The following is a 20,424-nucleotide window of genomic DNA, read 5'->3' as shown; positions in this document are numbered from 1 at the left end:
CCGCCCGCGCCGGCGCTATCGGCGCAGTTCGCGCCCGCTGTCGTCGAAGGACATCCACACCCGCCGGCGGTCGGCCCGCGAGTGCACCCGGGCCATCGCCTCGACCCGGCGTCGCTGGTCCTCGGTGGCGACGTGCTGGACGACGGCGACCTCGGCGTCGCGCATCGCCCGCTCGGCGGCGACCTCCGCCGGCGTGGACGGGAGGTCCTCGTCGTACTCGTCCTCGACCGCCCGCGGGTGCGCGTACGGGCTGTCGTCGGGCAGGTGCCCGCCGATCCGGCCGTAGGCACCGAGCACCAGGAGCAACAGGCCGACGACGACGGAGAAGGCGACGTTCTCGAACTCGAACGCCAGGAAGTTGAACGAGGTGCGCAGCACCGCCAGGTTGACCAGGGCGGAGAGCAGGAACAGCGCGCCGATGACGATCATCACGGTCGAGGCGGTGCGGGGGCTGCGCGCGGCGGCCACCAGGAGCACGAGCGCCACGACGACCGAGATGGTCGACAGCAGGCCGTTGGACGACAGGCCGAGGACGCGCTCGCCCTCGGTCGAGAAGAAGTCAAGCCGGTCGGCGAAGCCGAGCAGGCCGAAGACCAGGAGGAACAGCGCCACCAGGACGGCGCCGATGCGCTGGACCACGAACACGCGGGCGCCCAGGTGCCTCTCCTCGGCCGTGGGGCGCGGTGTCGTGCGGTGCGGGAGGTGCAGACGAAGTGCCATGACGACTCCCCTGAGGAGTGGGACGGTGACCATTGTTCGCCTCGCGGACGCCTCCGGGATGCGATCGGGTCGAGGAATCCGGGGAAGGCCGGGGCGCCCGGGGTTGTTGCGCGGGACATGACCCAGCCGTTCGAGGTCGACCTGCACTCGGAGTTCCTCCGCGCGGACCTGTTCCTCGCGATGGGGCAGCCGATCGAGGCGGCGAAGGTGCTCGCGGCCGTCGTCGAGGCCGAGCCGGGCAACCAGGCGGCCCTCGAGCTGCTCGCCCGCGCCTACTTCGGCTCGGCCCAGCTCGGCCGCGCCGAGGAGACGCTGTCCCGGCTGGTCGCGCTCGCCCCGGCCAACGGGTGGGCGCGCCGGGCCCTCGCCCGCACCCTGGAGCGGCAGAGCCGGCCCGGCGAGGCGGTGGCGCACCACCGCGTGGCCGACGCCCTCGGCGCCGACTGAGGCCCGGGCCCGACGAGGGAGGAGCAGCCGTGACCACCAGCCGGATCACCACGTGCGGCACCTGCGGCCGCCGCAACCGCGTGCCCGCGGCCGCGGCGGGCACCCCCCGCTGCGGACAGTGCCGCACGCCTCTGCCGTGGGTGGCCGACGCCGGGGACGAGGACTTCGCGGAGGTCGCCGAGCGGTCCCCGGTCCCCGTGCTCGTCGACCTGTGGGCGACGTGGTGCGGACCGTGCCGGGCGGTCAGTCCCGTCCTCGAGCGGCTGGCCGCGGCCTCGGCCGGCCGGGTGAAGCTGGTGCGGGTCGACGTCGACCGCGCACCGCGGCTGGCCCGGCGGTTCGCCGTCCAGGCCGTGCCCACGCTGCTCGTCCTGGACCGGGGGGAGGTCCTGGCCCGCCAGGCCGGCGCCGCACCGGAGCCGGCGCTGCGCGCCTGGCTCGACGAGGCCCTCGCCTCGCGCACCGGCGGCCCGGGGCGTCCGTGACCCGCAGGGGCCGCTGACCGCACCCCTCATCGGCCGGGCTGTGCGGCCCGGCTGCTGACCCCGACGCGCCGGCCGGGTGCTGTCGGTCGACCCTGGCAGCCTGTGCCCGTGCCCACCCTGGACGACGTCGCCGCGGCGGTGCGCGCGGCCTGGTGCATCGAGACCTGCGACGACGTGGACGTCGCGGACTGGACTCCGGAGGACCCCGCCCGCGGCCAGTGCGGCGCCACCGCCCTGACGGTGCACGACCTGCTCGGCGGGGAGCTGCTGCTGGCCGAGGTGCGCCGGCCGGACGGCTCCCTGCAGGGCGTGCACTGGTGGAACCGGCTGCCCGACGGCACCGAGGTCGACCTCACCCGCGAGCAGTTCGCGCCCTCCGAGGTCGTGCAGGCCCCGCGGGTCGTCGAGCGCCCGCCGGGCCCGCCGCGCCGCTGCGCCGAGCAGTACCGGCGCCTGCGGGAGGACGTGTCCGCCGCTCTGGCGGGCTGACCTCAGCCGACCCGCTCGGCGGCCGCGCGCATCGCCTCCCGGGCGATCGCCGGCGGCGCGGCGAAGTCGAAGGCCCGGAACAGCACCGCGTGCTCCACCCCCAGCGCGGGACCCTGCAGCGCGGTGATCCCCGGGATCATCACGCGGGGCGGCGGGTGGCCCGGGATCCCCGCCAGGTACTGGCCGTGGGCCTCCAGCGAGGCGACGCCGCGCTCCAGCGGCTCGCCGGTCACGTCGACGCCGTGGGTGGGGCGGGGGTCGCCGCCCACCAGCAGCCAGCGCACCGCGACCGGCTCGAGCCCCTCGTCGAGCAGGTCGGGGAAGACCCAGCGGTTGCCGGCGTCGCGCAGCGCGTCCAGCGCCGCGAGGCCGGCGACCCGGTGGTCGGCCTGGTTGAGCCCGGCGACGAACTCGACGTCCCACGACCCCACGAGCACGGCGTCGGGCCGGTACCCGCGGATCACCCGCGCGATGTCCCGGCGCAGGCCCAGGCCGTACTCCAGGACCCCGTCGGGGTGGTCGAGGAACCGGACGTCGGTCACGCCGACCACGTCGGCCGCCGCCACCTGCTCCGCCGTCCGCAGCCGCGCGGTCTCCTCGGGCCGGAGCGCGTCCATGCCGGCCTCGCCCCGGGTGAGCAGGAGGTACGCGACGTCGATCCCGCGCGCGGTCCAGGCCGCGACCGCCGAGGAGGTGCCGTACTCCACGTCGTCGGGGTGGGCCACCACGCACAGCACGCGGGAGAACGCGTCGGCGGGGAACGGTGCCACCGGGGGTGGGCCCATGCGCGGCAGGCTAGGGGCGCGGCGACGGCCACCGGCCCCCGGTCCGGTCCGGCCGTTCCCGGGTGCCGGAGCGTCGCCACCCGCAGGAGCCGGACGGGTGACCGCCGTCAGCCCCGGGTCAGCTGCAACAGCGAGCGTGCTCCGCGCTGGAACTCGTAGCCGACGTCCCGGACCTCCGCTGCCACCCCGGCCGCGGCGAGGTCGGCGACGAGCCCGTCGAGCAGGTCCGGCAGCGGACGGCCCGCCTGGTCGACCAGCGGGTAGACCCGCACCTGACCGCGGCTGACCCGGAGCAGCTCCAGGGCCGCCGCCCGGTGGAAGGCGCGGTCGAGCCGGTCGGCGTAGGTGAACAGCAGGTGGGAGGAGAGGACGAGGTCGAACGCGCCGTCGCGGAAGGGCAGCGCGGGCAGGGCCGCGCAGACGTAGCGGCCGGGGGTCGCGGCGCGGTCGGCGGCGAAGGCCCGTGCCGACTCCACCCGCAGCCGGGCGTGGCCGGCCGGGTCGCCGTGGGAGTCCCAGACGTAGCGGTCGGCGTGCGCCTGCGTCCAGGCCCGGCCCCGCTCCAGCTCGCCGGCCAGTCGCGCCTCGAGCGCGGCCGGCGGGGTGGCGTAGACCGGGTCGACGGCGACCGCGTCGGCCCCGCGGGCCCGGGCGACCGCGGTGAAGCCCGCGCCGCCGCCGGGACAGTCCAGGACGCGGCCGGCGAGGTCGGCGTCGGTGAGGCCGAACATCGCCCGGTACTCCTCGAACGAGCGGGCGCTGACCAGGTACTCCCCGATGCTCAGGTCGCCGACGGGCTCGCGCACCGCCGGACGGTAGCGTCTGCGCACCTGACGCGGCAGTCGACGAGGAAGCCGGTGCGAACCCGGCGCGGTCCCGCCACTGTGAGCCCGGCCCGGGCGAGCCAGACACTCCGGCTGCCGTGACCGACGACCCGGGGCGCGGACCCCGAGTGAGGACCTGCCCGTGTTCACGCTGCTCTCCACCAGCGACACCGACCTGCTCTCCGCCCGCGCGAGCGGCGCGCCGTGGCGGCTGGGCAACCCTGCCCGGCTGGACGCCGACGGGGTCGCCGACCTGGTCGAGGGCGCGCAGCTGGTCGTCGTCCGGCTGCTGGGGGTGCGGCGGCAGTTCGAGGAGCTCCTGGCGCCGCTGCTGGCCGGGCCGGCGCCGGTCGTCGTCCTCGGCGGGGAGCTGCTGCCCGACGCCGAGCTGATGGAGCTGTCCACCGTCCCGATGGGCGTGGCGACCGAGGCGCACGGCTACCTCGCGCAGGGCGGGCCGGGCAACCTGGTCCAGCTGCACCGGTTCCTCTCCGACACGGTGCTGCTGACCGGGGAGGGGTTCGAGCCGCCGGAGGTCGCACCGGACTGGGGTGTGCTGGAGCGGGAGAGCCGGGGGAGCGGCCCGACGATCGCCGTCCTCTACTACCGGGCGCACCACCTGGCCGGGAACACCGCCTTCGTCGAGGCACTGTGCACCGCGGTCGAGCACGCCGGCGGCCGCCCGCTGCCGGTGTTCGTCAGCTCGTTGCGCAGCGTGCCCGACGACCTGCTGGAGCTGCTCCGGACCGCCGACGCGCTGGTGGTGACCGTGCTGGCCGCCGGCGGGTCGAGGCCCGCGACCGCGCAGGCCGGCGGGGACGACGGCGCCTGGGACGTCGGCGCGCTCGCCTCGCTGGACGTGCCGGTGCTGCAGGGGCTGTGCCTGACCCGCTCCCGCGAGGAGTGGCTGGCCGACGACGACGGGCTCTCGCCGCTGGACGTCGGCAACCAGGTCGCGATCCCCGAGTTCGACGGCCGGCTGGTCAGCGTGCCGTTCTCCTTCAAGGAGACCGACGCCGACGGGCTGACCAGCTACGTCGCCGACCCCGAGCGCGCCGCGCGGGTGGCCGGGACGGCGGTCGCGCACGCGCGGCTGCGGTCGGTGCCGCCGGCCGAGCGGCGGATCGTCGTGATGCTGTCGGCCTACCCCACCAAGCACGCGCGGATCGGCAACGCCGTCGGGCTGGACACCCCGGCGTCGGTCGTCCGGCTGCTGGCGGCGATGCAGGGGGCCGGCTACGACCTCGGCCCCTTCGACGGGCCCGCCGCGCTGCCCGGCGTCGCCGACCTCGACGGCGACGCGCTGGTGCACGCGCTGATCGCCGCGGGCGGCCAGGACGCCGACTGGCTCACCGAGGAGCAGCTGTCGGGCAACCCGGTCCGCATCCCGGCCGCCGACTACCGCACCTTCTTCGACACGCTCCCGGACGACCTGCGCGCGGCGATGGTCGAGCACTGGGGCCAGCCGCCGGGCTCGCTGTTCGTGGACGGGGACGAGATCGTCTTCGCCGCGTTGCGCGCCGGGAACGTCGTGGTGATGGTCCAGCCGCCGCGCGGCTTCGGGGAGAACCCGATCGCGATCTACCACGACCCGGACCTGCCGCCGTCCCACCACTACCTGGCCGCCTACTGGTGGCTGCGGTCGGTGTTCGGCGCGCACGCCCTGGTGCACGTCGGCAAGCACGGCAACCTGGAGTGGCTGCCCGGGAAGACGGTCGGGCTGTCGGCCTCCTGCGCGCCGGACGCCGCGATCGGGGACCTGCCGCTGGTCTACCCGTTCCTGGTCAACGACCCGGGCGAGGGCTCGCAGGCCAAGCGGCGGGCGCACGCCACGCTGGTCGACCACATGGTCCCGCCGATGGCCCGCGCCGAGTCCTACGGCGACATCGCCCGGCTCGAGCAGCTGCTCGACGAGCACGCCAACGTCGCGGCGATGGACCCGGCGAAGCTGCTGGCGGTGCGGGCGCAGATCTGGACGCTGCTGCAGGCGGCCAAGCTCGACTCCGACCTGGGGCTGGCGGAGCGGCCGGAGGACGACCACTTCGACGAGATGATCCTGCACGTCGACGGCTGGCTCTGTGAGATCAAGGACTCGCAGATCCGCGACGGACTGCACGTGCTGGGCGTGCCCCCGACCGGCTCCGACCGCGTGGACCTCGTGCTGGCGGTGCTGCGCGCCCGGCAGGTCTGGGGCGGCGCGGTGGCCCTGCCGGGGCTGCGGGAGGCGCTGGGGCTGGCCGAGGGGGCGTCCCGCACGGACACCGACGCCGTGGAGTCGCTCGCCGCCGCGCTGGTGTCGGGCATGGAGGAGGCCGGCTGGACGGCCTCGGCGGTGCCCGCGGTGGTGGCCGCCGTCCTCGGGGCGCCGTCCGAGCCGGTCGAGACGGTGCTCCGGTTCGCCGTCGACGAGGTCGTCCCGCGGCTGGAGCGGACCACCGACGAGATGGACGCCGTCCTGCACGCGCTCGACGGCGGCTACGTGCCGGCCGGCCCGTCCGGGTCGCCGCTGCGCGGGCTGGTCAACGTGCTGCCGACCGGCCGGAACTTCTACTCGGTGGACCCGCGCGCGATCCCGTCGCGGCTGGCCTGGGAGACCGGGCAGGCGATGGCCGAGTCGCTGGTCGAGCGCTACCGGGCCGACACCGGGTCCTGGCCGCGCTCGGTGGGCCTGTCGGTGTGGGGCACCTCGGCGATGCGCACCTCCGGGGACGACGTCGCCGAGGTGCTCGCCCTGCTCGGCGTCCGGCCGCTGTGGGACGACGCGTCGCGGCGGGTGACCGGTCTCGAGCCGATCCCGCTGGAGGAGCTCGGCCGGCCGCGGATCGACGTCACGGTGCGCATCTCGGGGTTCTTCCGGGACGCCTTCCCGCACGTGGTCACCATGCTGGACGACGCGGTGACGCTGGCGGCGGGGCTCGACGAGGCGGCGTCGGACAACTTCGTGCGTGCCCACGTCGACGCGGACGTGGCCGCCCACGGCGACCGCCGGCGGGCGACGACCCGGGTGTTCGGCTCCAAGCCGGGCGCCTACGGGGCCGGGCTGCTGCCGCTCATCGACAGCCGCGACTGGCGCGGGGACGCCGACCTCGCCGAGGTCTACGCGGTGTGGGGTGGCTACGCCTACGGGCGCGGACTGGACGGCGTGGCGGCCCGGCCGGACATGGAGTCGGCCTACCGGCGGATCGCGGTCGCGGCGAAGAACGTCGACACCCGCGAGCACGACCTCGCCGACTCCGACGACTACTTCCAGTACCACGGCGGGATGGTGGCGACCGTCCGGGCGCTGACCGGCCGGGCGCCGGCCGCCTACATCGGGGACTCGACCCGCCCGGAGTCGGTGCGCACCCGCTCGTTGACCGAGGAGACCGCCCGGGTGTTCCGCGCGCGGGTCGTGAACCCGAAGTGGCTGGAGGCCATGCGCCGGCACGGCTACAAGGGCGCCTTCGAGTTGGCCGCCACGGTCGACTACCTGTTCGGCTACGACGCCACCACCGGCGTGGTGGCCGACTGGATGTACGAGAAGCTCACCGAGACCTACGTGCTCGACCCGCAGAACCGGGAGTTCCTCGAGCGGTCCAACCCGTGGGCCCTGCACGGCATCGCTGAGCGGCTGCTGGAGGCGGTCGACCGGCAGATGTGGAGTGCTCCGGACCCCGCGCTCCTGGCCGCGCTGCAGCAGGCCTACCTCGACACCGAGGGCGACCTGGAGGGCGGCGACACCCCTGCCCAGCAGGGCGCGGGAGGCTGATGCCCGGCCCGGACCTGCCGACTCCGTGCATCGACCGGGTCCGGCGGGGTACCCACCGGGCATGAGCATCCTCGGACGACTGATGGGCACCGCTGAGAACACCGCGCGCTCCGCGACCCGCGGGGGTCGCGCCACCGGACGGGGGATGGCACGGTCGACCGGCCGCGGCATGTCGACCGGCCGCGGGATGGGGCGTGGGACGACGACGAGCGGCCGTGGCATGGGCCGGAAGACGATGTCCACCGGCCGGGGCCGGCCGACGACCGCCGCCTCCGGTGGCCTGAGCCGGCTGGTGGGCGGCCTGCTCCACCGGCACTGAGGACCGACCCCCTCCCACGCTCAGGGCGGCGCCCGGGAGGGGGCCTCAGGCCAGGGCCGCGGCCACCAGGAGGGTGACCGCGGCCGACGTCTCGCCCATGGCCCCCATGACGTCGCCGGTGACGCCGCCCAGCCGGGCGCGCGCCCGGCGCAGCAGGAGCTCGGCCGCGGCCAGGCCCGCGGCCGAGCTCGCGGCGAGCTGACCGGCCCGGGCGAGGTCACCGCGCACGGCGACGACCAGCAGCACCGCGGTGGCGAGGACACACGCGGCCAGCCACGCCCGTGACACCGTGCCCGCGACCGCCCGCCCGAGCGACGAGCCCTCGGCCATGGGGACGCCGGGCAGCCCGGTGCGGGCCATCGCCAGGCGGGCGGTGACGACCGCCGTCCAGAGGGCCGCCCAGCCGCCGTCCCCGGCCAGGAGGGCCGTGGCGCACGCGACCTGCAGCAGGACGGTCAGCACCAGCGTCACGACGCCGAACGGGCCGACGTCGCCCTGGTGCATGACCTGCAGGGCCCGCTCGCGGCCCCGCAGCGGCCCGAGCCCGTCGGCGGTGTCGGCCAGCCCGTCGAGGTGCAGGCCGCGGGTCAGCACGGCCAGGACGGCGATCCCGAGCACGGCGCCGACGAGCGGTGACACCAGCCGCGCGCCGGCCACCGCGACGCCGGTGGCCACGCCGCCGAGCACCAGCCCGATCAGCGGAGCCCACGGGAGGACGCCGCGGGTGGAGGCCGCCGCGCGGGCCGGGACCCGCAGGACGGTGAGCAGCGCGGCGGACTCCAGGGGGCCGGTCCACCTCATCGCAACTGCAGGGGGAGGCCGGCGACGACGAACCAGACCTCGTCGGCGGTGCCGGCCAGCCGCTGGTTGACCGCACCGAGAGTGTCGCGAAACAGCCGGCCCGACCGGGTCTCCGGGACCACCCCGAGCCCCACCTCGTCGGAGACGGCCACCACGTGTGCGGGGGTCATGGCCCAGGCGTTGACGAGGGCGTCGCAGCGCTCGGCGAGCCGGGCCGCCGCGCCCGCGTCGTCGGTCCACACGCCCGTCTCGTCCATGAGCGCGGCGACCCAGGTGGTGACGCTGTCGACCAGCACCGTGCCGCGGCGCAGGAGGTCGCTGGGGGCCGTCGTCTCCACGGTCGTCCACGTGGCCGGACGGCGGGCCCGGTGGGCGGCCACGCGGGCGGCCCACTCGGCGTCGTCCTGCACGGGGGGAGAGGTGGCCAGGTAGGTGACGGCGTCCGCTCCCGCCACCAGGTGCTCCGCGTGCGCGGACTTCCCGGACCGGGAGCCGCCCAGCACGAGCACCTTGCTCACCGGACGGCGCTCACCGGGCGGCGCTCACAGCACGAGCTCCAACCTCGTGATCGTGCCGTTGTGCGGTGTCACGACCGGCATCGCGTCGGCGCCCAGCCCGGCGGCGACCGCCTGCGCGGCCCGGATCGTGTCGCCGTGCGTGACCAACCCGATCACCGCGGCGGGCGGTTCGGCGCACAGGTGCTTGAGGTAGGCGGCCACCCGACCGTGCAGCTCGGCCAGGCTCTCGCCGCTCTCGGCCGCCCACTGCGGATCGCTCCAGTCGACGACGTCCCACAGTTCCCGCGACGGGCGCCCCTCGAGCACGCCGTAGCCCTGCTCGCGCAGCGCCGGCGTGGTGGTGAACCGCAGGCCGGTCGCGGCGGCACAGTGCTCGGCGGTCTGCACGGCCCGGCGCAGGTCGCTGGACACCAGCGCCCCGGGCCGCAGCCCCGCCAGCTCCCGCGCGGCCCGGGACGCCTGGGCGTGCCCCAGCTCGGTGAGCGGCACGGAGGCGGTCTGGCCCTGCATCAGGCCGGCGGCGTTCCACTCGCTCTGCCCGTGGCGGACGAGGAGGAGGGTCAGCGGCTGGGCCATGGTGGGGTGGAGCGTAGCCAGGCGGGCGCCGGTCACCGACGTGTCCCTCGTACCGTCGATGCGGCGGGCGCGCAGGCCGGCGCGCCCGCGCACCCAGCACCGTTGGTCACGAGACCGACGAGCGTTCGCCAGGAGGATCTCGTGACCATCCCCGTCCGCCCGGGCGCTGCCCGCTCCGCTCCCCGCCCGAGCGGCCCGGACGCGCTGGCCCCCCTCCTGGACCTGCCCGGCGTGCGGGACGCCGCCGACGCCGCCCGGGCCGGCATCGACCGGCTCCTGCGCCATCGGCTCATGCGCAACCGGTCGGCCGAGGTCAGCACCGAGTCGGCGTTGCGCGGCGCCCGCGCCTCGGCCGCGCTCGAGGGGGTCGACGTCCCGCTGGCCGACCTGCGCGCCGGTTCGGTGCAGGACCCGGTCGTGCAGGGGGCGCTGCGCACGTCGGTGGCCCTGGGCTCGATGGTGGAGACCTGGTCGCGGGCGCCCGGCCAGGTGCTGGCCCGGTTGCACGTGCTCGCCGCGGCCGACCTCGCCGACCGGGCGGACCTCGGCCGGCCCGCGGCCCACGCCGGCCCCCGGCTCAGCGGACTGTTCTCCCTGGTGACCGGGGAGACCACCGTGCCCGCCGTGCTCGTCGCGGCGCTGGTCCACGGCGAGCTGGCCGCACTCACGCCCTTCGGGACGGCCGACGGCATCGTGGCGCGGGCGGCTGCCCGGCTGACCGGCATCGCGCGGGGCCTGGACCCCAAGGCGGTGTCGGTGCCCGAGGTCGGCTTCGTGGAGCTGGGGCGGGAGGAGTACGTCCGCGCACTGGCCGGATACGCCTCCGGCGGACCCGAGGGCGTGGCGACGTGGCTGGTGCACTGCTGCCGGGCCACCGAGCACGGGGCGCTGGAGGGGCTGGCGATCGCCGAGGCCGTCCTCCGCGGCTGACCCCGGGCCGCCCTCGGGCCGTCCTCGGACCGTCCTCGGCCGTCCTCCTCGGGACAGCCGGTCCGACCCGGGGCAGGCACACTGGCGACGTGCGGACTCTCGACGTCGACGGGCTCGGAGCGGTCAGCCGGGTCGGCCTGGGCACCTGGCAGTTCGGCTCGCGCGAGTGGGGGTACGGCGACGCCTACGCCTCCGGGGAGGCGGGCCGGATCGTCCGGCGGGCACGGGAGCTGGGCGTCACGCTCTTCGACACCGCCGAGGTGTACGGCTTCGGCCGGAGCGAGCGGATCCTCGGGGACGCCCTGGGCGCCGAGCGCGCCGGCGTGGTGGTCGCGACCAAGGTCTTCCCGGTCGCCCCGTTCCCGCCCGTGGTCCGCAACCGCCTCGCCGGCAGCGCCCGCCGGCTCGGCCTGCACCGGGTCCCGCTCTACCAGGTCCACCAGCCCAACCCGCTGGTGCCGGACTCGGTGATCATGCCGGGGATGCGCGACCTGCTCGACGCCGGTCGCATCGGCGCCGTCGGTGTCTCCAACTACTCCCTCCAGCGCTGGCAGGCGGCCGACGCCGCGCTGGGCCGGCCGGTGGTCAGCAACCAGGTGCACTTCTCGCTCGCCGTGCCCGGCCCGCTGGAGGACCTGGTGCCCTTCGCCGAGCGCGAGGACCGGATGGTCATGGCCTACAGCCCGCTGGCCCAGGGACTGCTCGGTGGGCGGTACACCGTGGACAACCGGCCGGGTGGGGTGCGGGCGGCCAACCCGCTGTTCGGCACCGAGAACCTCCGGCGGGCCGAGCCGCTGCTCGGTGTCCTCCGCGAGGTCGCCGCGGCCCACGACGTCACGCCGGCCCAGATCGCGCTCGCCTGGTTGGTCTCCCTGCCGCGGGTCGTGGTCATCCCGGGGGCGTCGAGCGTCGCCCAGGTCGAGGCCAACGCCGCCGCCGCGGAGATCTCGCTGCGTCCGGACGAGCAGTCGGCGCTCACCGCGGCGGCGCGGGCGTTCCGGCCGGTGTCGGCGGTGCGGACCCTGGTGGACCGGGTCCGGGAGCACCTCCCCGTCTGAGCCCCCGGAGTCAGAGCCCGCTGCAGGGCCCGGCCGCGGCCCGTCCCGGGTCTGCGAGGGGTGGGGAGGACGAGGTCCTCCCTCAGGCGCCGCGTCGGCGCCGTCGCCCGGTGACCGGCGCCGACGGGGTCAGGCCGGCCAGCGCCCGGCGACGGGCGTACCAGGCCAGGCCCACGACCGCGGCGCCCACGCCCATGGCGGCCCCGGTCACGACCGGCGCCGTCGGCACCGGGAAGCGGGAGCGCATCGACACCGGGCGGCTGAACTCCAGCACCGGCCAGCCCCGCTCGGCCGCGGCGCGGCGCAGCGCCCGGTCGGGGTTGACCGCGGTCGGGTGGCCCACCTCGGCGAGCATCGGCAGGTCGGTGACCGAGTCGCTGTAGGCGTAGCAGTCGGCCAGGTCGTAGCCCTTCTCGGCGGCCACCTCGCGGACCGCGACGGCCTTGTTCTCCCCGTAGGCGTAGAACTCGATCTCGCCGGTGTAGCGGCCGTCGACGGTCACCATGCGGGTGGCCACCACCCGGTCGGCGCTCAGCATCTCGCCGATGGGCTCGACCATCTCCGCGCCGCTGCTGGAGACGATGACGATCTCCCGCCCGGCCGCGCGGTGCTCCTCGATGAGGTCGGCGGCCTCGGCGTAGACCAGCGGGTCCACGATGTCGTGCAGCGTCTCCCGGACGATCTCGTGCACCGTCGCGACGTCCCAGCCGGTGCACATCTGGGTGATCTGCGCCCGCATGCGCTCCATCTGCTGGGCGTCCGCGCCCGACAGCGAGAAGACGAACTGGGCGTAGGCGCCCTTCAGGACGGCCCGGCGGTTGATCAGGCCGCCCTGGAAGAACGGGCGGCCGAAGGCCAGCGTGCTGGACTTGGCGATGACCGTCTTGTCCAGGTCGAAGAACGCCGCTGCGCGCGTCACGGTTCACGACTGTAGGTGGACCGGCTGACGGGAACGTGGATCGCGCGCACTCCACACCCCTTCGGGTCATCCACAGATCCCTCACGCCCCTCCCGCCCCGCGGTCCCCCGTACTGGGCTGGGCGCGTGCCTGCTCTCCGGACGCCGCCCACCCGCCCCCTCGTCGTCAGCACCGACGAGGACCTCCTCGACGACCTCCTGCGGGTCCTGGCCGCCGCCGGCGCCGAACCGGAGGTCGCCACCGGCGGCCCGGCCCTGCGCCGGGCCCACCGTGAGTCGCCGCTGGTCCTGCTGGGGGCCGACGTGCTCGCCACCGGCCCGGTGCGAGAGCTGCCCCGGCGGCCCGGCGTGGTCGTCGTGGCCCCGGCGGAGCTCCCCGGCCCGGCCTGGGCCGCCGCGGTGGAGCTCGGCGCGGAGCGGGTGGCGGTGCTGCCCGCGGACGAGCGGTGGCTGCTGTCGCGGGTGACGTCGGCCCTGCGCCGGCCGGTCGAACGCGGCCGGCTGGTCGTGGTCGGCGGGAGCTGCGGCGGCGCGGGTGCCAGCACGGTCGCCGCCGCCGTCGCCCTCACCGCTGCCCCTGCGGGTGACGGCGTCCTGCTGGTCGACACCGACGGCTTCGGCGGCGGGCTGGACCTGCTGCTGGGTGCCGAGCGGACCGAGGGGCTGCGCTGGCCGGAGCTGGCCGGCCTGCGCGGCCGGGTCGCCGGGGACGCGCTGATGGCGGCGTTGCCAGAGGTCGGCGGGGTGTCCGTGCTGGCCGCCTCTCGCGAGGCACCCGGAGACGTCCCGGCCGGGGCGGTCGGTGCGGTGGTCGAGGCGGCCCGCGCGGGTGGCTGGCCCGTGGTCGTCGACCTCCCGCGCACCGCCGGCCCGGAGGTGACCGACCTGGTGCTGGCCGACGCCGACCTGGCGGTGCTGGTCGTGCCGGCGCGGCTGCGCGCGGCGTCCGCGGCTCGCGCCCTGGCCGAGCCCCGTGCCGACGGGTCCCCGGGCGCCTGGTCCTCGGCCCGGCTGGTCGTCCGGCCGGTCGCCGGCGGGCTGTCCGCCGACGAGATCGCCGACGTCGTGGGCCGTCCCGTCCTCGGCGAGCTGGGACACGACCGCAGCGCGGTGGCCCGTGGCGAGCGCGGCGAACCCCCGCAGCTGGGCGTGCGCTCACCGCTGGGCTCGCTGGCCCGGCGCGTGCTGGCCGAGCTGCCCTCCCAGATCGGGCTCGCGGCGTGAGCGGCGCCCTGGTCGACCGGGTCCGGGCCCGCCTGGCCCTCGAGCCGGAGGCGCCGACGCGGGCGGCGGTCGCCGCGGTGGTCCGGGAGGAGTCCGCCGGTCTGCTGGCCGACGACGAGGTGCTGCGCGCGGTGCGCGAGGCGGTGGACGAGCTGGCCGGCGCGGGGCCGCTCGAGCCGCTGCTGCGGCAGCCCGGGGTGAGCGACGTGCTGGTCAACGGTGCCGACGAGGTGTGGGTCGACCGGGGAGCCGGGCTGGAACGCACGCCGGTGCGGTTCGCCGACGAGGACGCCGTCCGCCGGCTCGCCGTCCGGCTGGCGGCCGCGGCCGGACGGCGGCTCGACGACGCCGCCCCGTGGGTGGACGTCGGCCTGCCCGACGGCACGCGGCTGCACGCGGTGCTCCCGCCGGTGTCGGGCACCGGCACGTGCCTGTCCCTACGGGTGCTGCGCCGGGCGTCGATGCCCCTCGCCGAGCTGGCCGCCCGGGGCACGCTGCCCGGCCGGTCGGCCGACCTGCTCGCGGCCCTGGTCGCCGGCCGCCTGGCCTTCCTGGTCACCGGCGGCACCGGGTCGGGCAAGACGACGCTGCTGTCGGCGCTGCTCGGCCTGGTGCCGCCCGGGGAGCGACTGGTGCTCTGCGAGGACGCGCCCGAGCTGGCGCCGGCGCACCCGCACGTGGTCCGGCTCGCCACCCGACCGCCGAACGTCGAGGCGGTGGGCGAGGTGACCCTGCGCGACCTCGTCCGCCAGGCGCTGCGCATGAGGCCGGACCGCCTCGTGGTCGGCGAGGTGCGCGGTGCCGAGGTCACCGACCTGCTCGCCGCGCTCAACACCGGCCACGACGGCGGGTGCGGCACGCTGCACGCCAACCGGCCCGCCGAGGTGCCGGCGCGGCTGGAGGCCCTCGGCGTGGCCGCGGGGCTGGACCGGCTGGCCGTCCACAGCCAGGCGGCGGCCGCGCTGGCGGTGGTGGTGCACCTCCGGCGCACCCCGTCGGGGCGCCGGGTCGAGGAGATCGGCGTGGTCCGCCGGGCCGGGGAGCTCGTCGTCGTGGAACCCGGCTGGCGCGCCGACGGGGGACCGTGCCCGGGCGCGGACCGGCTGGCCGACCTCCTCCGACCGGAGGGGGGCCCGCTCCGGTGACCGGTCCGCTGGTGCTGCTCGGCGCCGCGCTGCTGGTGTGGCCGGACGGCCGTGCGGTGCGCCGGGCGCGGTGGGCCGAGGTGGCCGGACGGCGGGCGCCCCGGCGGAGCGCGCGGCCACTGCCCCCGCTCCCGCTGGCCTGGGGCGGGGGCGTGGCCGCGGTGGGTGTGGTGGAGAGCACCTGGCTGGTGGCGGTGCTGGCGGGGACGGCCGCGGCCCTCCTCGCCCGCGCAGAGCTGCGGCGCCGGGCCGCCGCGCGGGAGGAGGCCCGGCTCGCGGCCCTGGCCGGGGCGCTGGCCGCCCTCGCCGCGGAGCTGCGCGCGGGCCGGACGCTGGAGGCCGCCACGGCAGCGGCTGCCCGCGCCTGTGCCGACGAGGAGAGCGGACAGGCACTGGTCCGGGCGGTGCGGAGTCCGGCGGGTTCCGACGCGGGGGTCAGCGGTGAGCTGGGGGACGCGCTCGGCCGGGTCGCGGCTGCTGCGGCGCTGAGCCTCCGGACCGGGTGCTCCCTGGCCGCCGTCCTCGCCGCCGTGGAGGACGACCTGCGGGCCCGGCGCCGGCAGCGGTCGGACCTGCGGTCGGCGACGGCGGGATCACGGGCCAGCGCGCTGCTGCTCGCCGCGTTGCCGGTCCTCGCCCTCGTGATGGGCAGCGGGATCGGCGCCGACCCGTGGCGGGTGCTGACCACCACGCCGACCGGCCAGGTCCTGCTCGTCGCGGGGGCGGCCCTGGAGGCCGCCGGGCTGGCCTGGTCGTCCCGCCTCGTCCGCCGGGCCGTGCGGTGACCGCGGCCGCGGTCCTGCTGCTGGCGGCCGCGCTGGCCATCTGGTCACCGGGCCGGTCCGTCGTCGCGGCCCGGGCGCGGGTCCTCACGTCGCCGGACCCGGCGGAGGTGCCGAACTCCCCGGCGCTCCCCGAGGCGCGACGCCGCTGGGTGCTCGCGGGCGCGGCGGGACTGGCCAGCGGGCTCCTCGTGGGCGGTGTGCCCGGCGTGGTGACCGCCGCGCTGGTCACCGTCGCCAGGGAGCGGCTGCTGCGGGGGAGGGGGCCGTCACCAGGGCCGCCGCTGGTGGCCGACCTCCCGGTCGCCTGCGACCTGCTCGCAGTGTGCCTGGCGGCCGGACTGCCGGTGGGACGTGCCCTGGCCGCCGTGGCCGGTGCCCTGCCGGCGCCGCTGGGGCCCGAGCTGGCCACCGTCGCCCGGCTGCACCGACTCGGCGCTCCACCACGACAGGCGTGGGACGACGTCCCGCCCGAGCTCGCCGGTCTCGGGCGGGTCCTGGTGCGGGCGGGGGAGTCCGGGTCCGCCGTCGTGCCCGCGTTGCAGGGGCTGGCCGCGGAGACCCGCGCGGAGGCGCGGGGACGCGCGGACGCCGCCGTCCGCCGGGCCGGGGTGTGGGTGCTGGCGCCGCTCGGTGCCTGCTTCCTGCCGGCCTTCCTCTGCCTCGGGGTGGTGCCCCTGGTCCTGGGCATCGCCGCCGACGTCTTCGGCTGACCCGCGATCGGCCGTCCACAGGGGCCCGTCCCCTCCACAGATCCCCGCCGTCCCTGGAGCCGGCCTCCGGTCGCCATGAGGGTCGGACCAGCGGCCCGGACGGCGGGCCCGAGACCGAGGAGACCCCGTGACCAGCACCCCCGCACCGCAGCTCGCCCCCGACCTGGCCCACCCCGACCTGCCCGTCGGCGACGCACCCGAGGCGGCCGAGCCGACGGAGACCGGCCACCCGGCCCGGAGCTCCCTCCGGGCCCGCTGGGCCCGGGTCCGCGCGGCGGGGGAGGCCGGCATGAGCACCGCCGAGTACGCGGTCGGCACCGTGGCCGCGTGCGCCTTCGCGGCGGTCCTCTACCGCGTCGTCACCGGCGGCTCGGTCGTCGACGCGCTGGGGGAGCTGGTCTCCTCCGCGCTGGCCACGCTGTCCTGACCGTGGGCCGGGCACGGGGCCGGCCGCGCCGGGCGGGAGCGCCGCGGCGCCACCTCCGCGACGAGGAGGGGATGGTGACGGCCGAGACGGCGGTCGTCCTCCCCGTGCTCGTCCTCGTCCTCGCCGGAGCGGTGGCGGCGGTGACGGTCGTCGCCGCCCAGTTGCGCTGTGTCGACGCCGCCCGGGAGGGAGCCCGGGCGGCGGCCCGGGGCGAGACGACCGCGCTGGTGGTCGACCTCGCCACCCGGGCGGCACCCGACGGCGCGGTCACGACCGTGGCCGAGGACGGGTCGGCGGTGACGGTCACCGTGGCGGCGGAGGTGGCGCCGCTGGGACCGGTGCCCCTGCGCCTGCGGGTCTCGGCGACCGCCGTCGCCCAGCGCGAGCCCGGAGCCGGCCTGTGGGCGGGCACCGGATGACCACCCGCCGTCGGCCGGCCGGGGACCGTGGGTCGGCCACCGTGTGGGTCGTCGCGCTGTCGGGGGTGCTCGCCGCCATCGGGGTGGCCGTGGTCCTGGTCGGTGCGGCCGTGGTCGGCCGTCACCGGGCGACGGGAGCAGCCGATCTCGCAGCCCTGGCCGGCGCCGAGTCCGCGGTGCGCAGCCGCCCCGACGCGTGTGCGGCGGCCGAGGGGGTGGCCCGTGCCAACGGCGCGCGCCTCACCGCCTGCAGCGTGGACCCGGGCGCGATCGTGGACGTCGCCGTCGAGGTCCGCGTCCGCCTCGGCCCGCTGGGCACCGGCTCGGCGACCGCCCGCGCCCGCGCCGGCCCCGTGCTCCCCGAGCCGGCGGTGCCGCCGTGACCGCGGCACCGCAGGCGTCAGAAGACGATGTCGTCCTCGTCGGGTCCGCCGGTGGCCCGGTCGGGCGCGGAGGACGGGCCGGCCGCGGCAGGCGGGCCGGCCGGGGGAGGGGCGGCGGGGCCGGGCGCCGCGTCGGCGCGGCGGGGTGCCGCGGCGGTGGTCCCTCGGTCCGTGTCGACCGAGTCCTCGTCGGGGTCCTCCCCGTCGTCCTCGTCGCCGCCGAGTGCGTCGGCGTCCTCGGCGTCGGCCAACTCGTCCAGGACGACGTCGAGCACCCGGACCGCACCGTCCTTGTCCAGGGGCTCGTTGCCGTTGCCGCACTTCGGCGACTGCACGCACGAGGGGCAACCGCTCTCGCACTCGCAGCTGGCGACCGTGGCCCGGGTGGCCTGCAGCCAGCGGCGCAGCACGCCGAACCCCCGCTCGGCGAAGCCCGCGCCGCCGGGGTGGCCGTCGTAGACGACGATCGTGGCCGCGCCGGTGTCGGGGTGCAGGGCCGTCGAGACACCCCCGAGGTCCCAGCGGTCGCAGGTGGCCAGCAGGGGCAGGATGCCGATCGCGGCGTGCTCGGCGGCGTGCAGGGAACCGGGCAGGGCCGCGTCGTCCACCTCGGCCCGTGCCACGGCCTGCTCGTCGAGGGTCAGCCACACGGCGCGGGTGCGCAGTTGGCGGGCCGGCAGGTCGAGCGGGAACTCGGCGAGGACCTCGCCGGTGCCCAGGCGCCGTCGCTGGTAGGCCACCACCTGGTTCACCACGTCGACCACGCCGGTGTGCGCGGTCACCGTGCCCAGGCGCCGGGACCGGTCCGTCGAGACGATCGAGAGGTCGGTGACGTCGCGGGCGACCGTCGTCCAGTCCGGGCTCTCGGGGTGCACGACCGCGACGGCGTCCTCGACGGAGAACTCGTCCACGACGTAGGTCTCCCCGCGGTGCACGTACACGGCGCCGGTGTGCACGGTCGCGTGCGCGGCATCACCGTCCACGGTCCCCAGCAGCCGGCCGGTGGCGCCTTCGATGATCGTCACCGGCTCGAGGCCGCTGCCCCGGATGTCGACGTCGGGGCGTCCGCGGCCGGCCCAGTACCAGCCGGTGGGGCGTCGCCGCAGCAGCCCCTCGGCGACCAGCTCCTCGACGCGGGCCTGGGCGGCCGCACCACCGAACTCGGCGAGGTCCTCCGGGCGGAGGGGCAGCTCGGCGGCGGCGCAGCACAGCTGTGGGCCGAGGACGTAGGGGTTGGTGGGGTCGGTGACGGTGGCCTCCACCGGCCGCCCGAACACCGCTCGGGGGTGGTGGGCCAGGTAGTGGTCCAGCGGGTCGTCGCGGGCGACGAAGACGACCAGCGACTCCCGTTGCGCCCGCCCGGCCCGGCCCGCCTGCTGCCACAGCGAGGCCAGCGTCCCGGGGTACCCGGCCAGGACGACGGCGTCGAGCCCGGCGATGTCGATGCCGAGCTCGAGGGCGTTCGTGGTGGCCACCCCGAGCAGTTCCCCGGCAGACAGGGCTCGCTCCAGCTCCCGCCGCTCCTCGGGCAGGTAGCCCCCGCGGTAGGAGTCCACGCGGCGGGCCAGGTCCCCGCGGCCGCGGTCAGTCAGCGCGCGCCGGGCCTGCTCGGCGACCGACTCGGCGCTGCGGCGGGAGCGGACGAAGGCCAGGGTCCGGGCTCCGCGCTCGACGAGGTCGGCCAGCAGGGTCGCGGTGTCCGCGGCGGCCGACCGGCGCAGCGGAGCGCCGTGCTCACCGGTGCGCTCGGTCAGCGGCGGCTCCCACAGGGCGAAGGTGGCTCCGGGGCGGGGCGAGCCGTCCTCGGTGACGGCGACGACCGGGGCGCCGACCAGCCGGCTCGCGGCCGCGGCCGGCTCGGCGACCGTGGCCGAGGCGAGGAGGAACACCGGGTCGGCGCCGTAGCGGTGGCAGATGCGCCGCAACCGCCGCAGGACGTGGCCGACGTGTGAGCCGAAGACCCCGCGGTAGGCGTGACACTCGTCCACCACCACGTACGCCAGGCGACGCAGCGTGCTCGACCACCGCTGGTGGGCCGGCAGGACCCCGCGGTGCAGCATGTCCGGGTTGGTGACGATCCAGCGCGAGTGCCGCCGGACCCACTCCCGTTCCTCCATGGGCGTGTCGCCGTCGTAGGCCGCGGGCCGCACCGAGGGGTCGGCCAGGGCGGCGACCGAGGAGAGCTGGTCACGGGCCAACGCCTTGGTCGGCGCGAGGTAGAGGACACAGGCACGCGGGTCCTCGGCCAGCCGGGTCAGCGCCGGTAACTGGTAGGCCAGGGACTTGCCCGACGCCGTCCCGGTGGCCACCACGACGTGCCGCCCGTCGCGGGCGAGCTGCGCGGCCTCCACCTGGTGGCGCCACGGGGCGCGCAGGCCCTGGGCCTCCAGCCGGTCGCGCACCTGCGGACTCACCCACGCGGGCCACGGCTGGGTGCGGCTCTCCCGCACCGGCATCCGGTGGACGTGGGTGACCGGCTGCTCCTCCTCCGGCGTCCCGGCCAGCAGGGCGGCCAGCAGGTCGGCGCCGGGGAGGACCCCACCGGGAAGAGGGTCCGTGCCGGGAGGGGGAGCCGACCGGACCGGGTGGAGCGTGGTCACGCGTTCTCCTCGCTGGCGCTCGATGTCCGCGCGCCCACGGGTGCTGTGCTTCTCAGTGACCGCACGAGCTCGGTCACCCCTCCACTGTCACACCTCCGGGCAACCCCCGCGCC

22 protein-coding genes and 1 riboswitch are annotated in these 20,424 nt (G+C 77.1%); of the genes, 14 read left to right on the top strand and 8 right to left on the bottom strand.

What is annotated here, in order from left to right:
• Positions 1–15 precede the first annotated feature (15 nt).
• The gene (locus tag ACI79I_RS03845; protein ID WP_456990942.1) at positions 16–720 is read right to left on the bottom strand and encodes a DUF4383 domain-containing protein; all 705 of its coding nucleotides are present in this window, start codon (positions 718–720) and stop codon (positions 16–18) included.
• A 117-nt stretch (positions 721–837) separates the two neighbouring features.
• On the opposite strand from ACI79I_RS03845, the gene ACI79I_RS03840 reads away from it, so the two are divergent.
• The 3 genes from ACI79I_RS03840 to ACI79I_RS03830 all read left to right on the top strand — a co-directional run bounded on the left by ACI79I_RS03840 (position 838) and on the right by ACI79I_RS03830 (position 2,141).
• Positions 838–1,167 (top strand): tetratricopeptide repeat protein, encoded by a 330-nt coding sequence (locus tag ACI79I_RS03840; RefSeq protein WP_456990941.1) that lies wholly within the window; start codon positions 838–840, stop codon positions 1,165–1,167.
• A gap of 29 nt (positions 1,168–1,196) precedes the next feature.
• Positions 1,197–1,652, top strand: coding sequence for a thioredoxin (gene trxA, locus ACI79I_RS03835; RefSeq protein WP_456990940.1), 456 nt, complete (start codon positions 1,197–1,199; stop codon positions 1,650–1,652).
• 108 nt (positions 1,653–1,760) lie between these two features.
• Positions 1,761–2,141: a YunG family protein gene (locus ACI79I_RS03830; RefSeq protein WP_456990939.1), complete on the top strand. Its 381-nt coding sequence runs from the start codon at positions 1,761–1,763 to the stop codon at positions 2,139–2,141.
• 2 nt (positions 2,142–2,143) lie between these two features.
• Here the strand turns inward: ACI79I_RS03830 and ACI79I_RS03825 are convergent, their stop codons facing one another.
• Positions 2,144–2,926, bottom strand: a complete 783-nt coding sequence (locus tag ACI79I_RS03825; protein ID WP_456990938.1) for a PIG-L deacetylase family protein — start codon at positions 2,924–2,926, stop codon at positions 2,144–2,146.
• A 107-nt stretch (positions 2,927–3,033) separates the two neighbouring features.
• Positions 3,034–3,732 (bottom strand): methyltransferase domain-containing protein, encoded by a 699-nt coding sequence (locus ACI79I_RS03820; protein ID WP_456990937.1) that lies wholly within the window; start codon positions 3,730–3,732, stop codon positions 3,034–3,036.
• Between the two features lie 41 nt (positions 3,733–3,773).
• Positions 3,774–3,840: riboswitch (cobalamin riboswitch) on the top strand.
• Positions 3,841–3,892: 52 nt separating this feature from the next.
• Here ACI79I_RS03820 and cobN point away from each other — a divergent pair.
• Positions 3,893–7,498 (top strand): cobaltochelatase subunit CobN, encoded by a 3,606-nt coding sequence (cobN, locus tag ACI79I_RS03815; RefSeq protein ID WP_456990936.1) that lies wholly within the window; start codon positions 3,893–3,895, stop codon positions 7,496–7,498.
• A gap of 61 nt (positions 7,499–7,559) precedes the next feature.
• Positions 7,560–7,817: a hypothetical protein gene (locus tag ACI79I_RS03810; protein WP_456990935.1), complete on the top strand. Its 258-nt coding sequence runs from the start codon at positions 7,560–7,562 to the stop codon at positions 7,815–7,817.
• Positions 7,818–7,862: 45 nt separating this feature from the next.
• Here the strand turns inward: ACI79I_RS03810 and ACI79I_RS03805 are convergent, their stop codons facing one another.
• From ACI79I_RS03805 to ACI79I_RS03795, 3 genes are read right to left on the bottom strand one after another with little or no spacing between them, the layout of a single operon-like run.
• The gene (locus ACI79I_RS03805; RefSeq protein ID WP_456990934.1) at positions 7,863–8,618 is read right to left on the bottom strand and encodes an adenosylcobinamide-GDP ribazoletransferase; all 756 of its coding nucleotides are present in this window, start codon (positions 8,616–8,618) and stop codon (positions 7,863–7,865) included.
• Positions 8,615–9,136, bottom strand: coding sequence for a bifunctional adenosylcobinamide kinase/adenosylcobinamide-phosphate guanylyltransferase (cobU, locus tag ACI79I_RS03800; RefSeq protein WP_456990933.1), 522 nt, complete (start codon positions 9,134–9,136; stop codon positions 8,615–8,617). The genes ACI79I_RS03805 and cobU overlap by 4 nt, the downstream gene beginning before the upstream one ends.
• A 24-nt stretch (positions 9,137–9,160) precedes the next feature.
• A complete protein-coding gene (locus tag ACI79I_RS03795) occupies positions 9,161–9,712 on the bottom strand; it encodes a histidine phosphatase family protein (RefSeq protein WP_456990932.1) in 552 nt (183 codons plus the stop codon).
• Between the two features lie 141 nt (positions 9,713–9,853).
• On the opposite strand from ACI79I_RS03795, the gene ACI79I_RS03790 reads away from it, so the two are divergent.
• Positions 9,854–10,642 (top strand): oxidoreductase, encoded by a 789-nt coding sequence (locus ACI79I_RS03790; RefSeq protein WP_456990931.1) that lies wholly within the window; start codon positions 9,854–9,856, stop codon positions 10,640–10,642.
• An 89-nt stretch (positions 10,643–10,731) separates the two neighbouring features.
• Positions 10,732–11,700 carry an aldo/keto reductase gene (locus tag ACI79I_RS03785; protein ID WP_456990930.1) on the top strand — a complete coding sequence of 323 codons (969 nt, stop codon included), beginning with the start codon at positions 10,732–10,734 and terminating at the stop codon, positions 11,698–11,700.
• Positions 11,701–11,782: 82 nt separating this feature from the next.
• On the opposite strand, the gene ACI79I_RS03780 is transcribed toward ACI79I_RS03785, so the two are convergent.
• Entirely contained in the window at positions 11,783–12,619 is an 837-nt protein-coding gene (locus ACI79I_RS03780) for an HAD-IB family hydrolase (protein ID WP_456990929.1), read from the bottom strand.
• A 125-nt stretch (positions 12,620–12,744) separates the two neighbouring features.
• Between ACI79I_RS03780 and ssd the strand changes: the two genes are divergently transcribed.
• From ssd to ACI79I_RS03745, 7 genes are all read left to right on the top strand, one after another.
• Entirely contained in the window at positions 12,745–13,842 is a 1,098-nt protein-coding gene (ssd, locus tag ACI79I_RS03775) for a septum site-determining protein Ssd (RefSeq protein ID WP_456990928.1), read from the top strand.
• A complete protein-coding gene (locus ACI79I_RS03770) occupies positions 13,839–14,987 on the top strand; it encodes a TadA family conjugal transfer-associated ATPase (protein WP_456990927.1) in 1,149 nt (382 codons plus the stop codon). The genes ssd and ACI79I_RS03770 overlap by 4 nt, the downstream gene beginning before the upstream one ends.
• On the top strand, positions 14,984–15,772 hold the full coding sequence (locus ACI79I_RS03765) for a type II secretion system F family protein (protein WP_456990926.1): 789 nt from the start codon (positions 14,984–14,986) through the stop codon (positions 15,770–15,772). The genes ACI79I_RS03770 and ACI79I_RS03765 overlap by 4 nt, the downstream gene beginning before the upstream one ends.
• Positions 15,769–16,482: a type II secretion system F family protein gene (locus tag ACI79I_RS03760; protein WP_456990925.1), complete on the top strand. Its 714-nt coding sequence runs from the start codon at positions 15,769–15,771 to the stop codon at positions 16,480–16,482. Before ACI79I_RS03765 ends, ACI79I_RS03760 begins: the two co-directional genes overlap by 4 nt.
• A gap of 127 nt (positions 16,483–16,609) precedes the next feature.
• Positions 16,610–16,909: a DUF4244 domain-containing protein gene (locus ACI79I_RS03755; RefSeq protein ID WP_456990924.1), complete on the top strand. Its 300-nt coding sequence runs from the start codon at positions 16,610–16,612 to the stop codon at positions 16,907–16,909.
• Between the two features lie 71 nt (positions 16,910–16,980).
• The gene (locus tag ACI79I_RS03750) at positions 16,981–17,328 is read left to right on the top strand and encodes a TadE family type IV pilus minor pilin (protein WP_456990923.1); all 348 of its coding nucleotides are present in this window, start codon (positions 16,981–16,983) and stop codon (positions 17,326–17,328) included.
• Positions 17,325–17,711: an Rv3654c family TadE-like protein gene (locus tag ACI79I_RS03745; RefSeq protein ID WP_456990922.1), complete on the top strand. Its 387-nt coding sequence runs from the start codon at positions 17,325–17,327 to the stop codon at positions 17,709–17,711. Before ACI79I_RS03750 ends, ACI79I_RS03745 begins: the two co-directional genes overlap by 4 nt.
• A 17-nt stretch (positions 17,712–17,728) precedes the next feature.
• On the opposite strand, the gene ACI79I_RS03740 is transcribed toward ACI79I_RS03745, so the two are convergent.
• On the bottom strand, positions 17,729–20,311 hold the full coding sequence (locus ACI79I_RS03740; RefSeq protein ID WP_456990921.1) for a DEAD/DEAH box helicase: 2,583 nt from the start codon (positions 20,309–20,311) through the stop codon (positions 17,729–17,731).
• Positions 20,312–20,424 lie beyond the last annotated feature (113 nt).

This window comes from Geodermatophilus sp. SYSU D01105 (genome assembly GCF_054050095.1).
The sequence above is the reverse complement of the archived record's forward strand: the minus strand, read 5'-3'. Positions and strand labels throughout refer to the sequence as shown.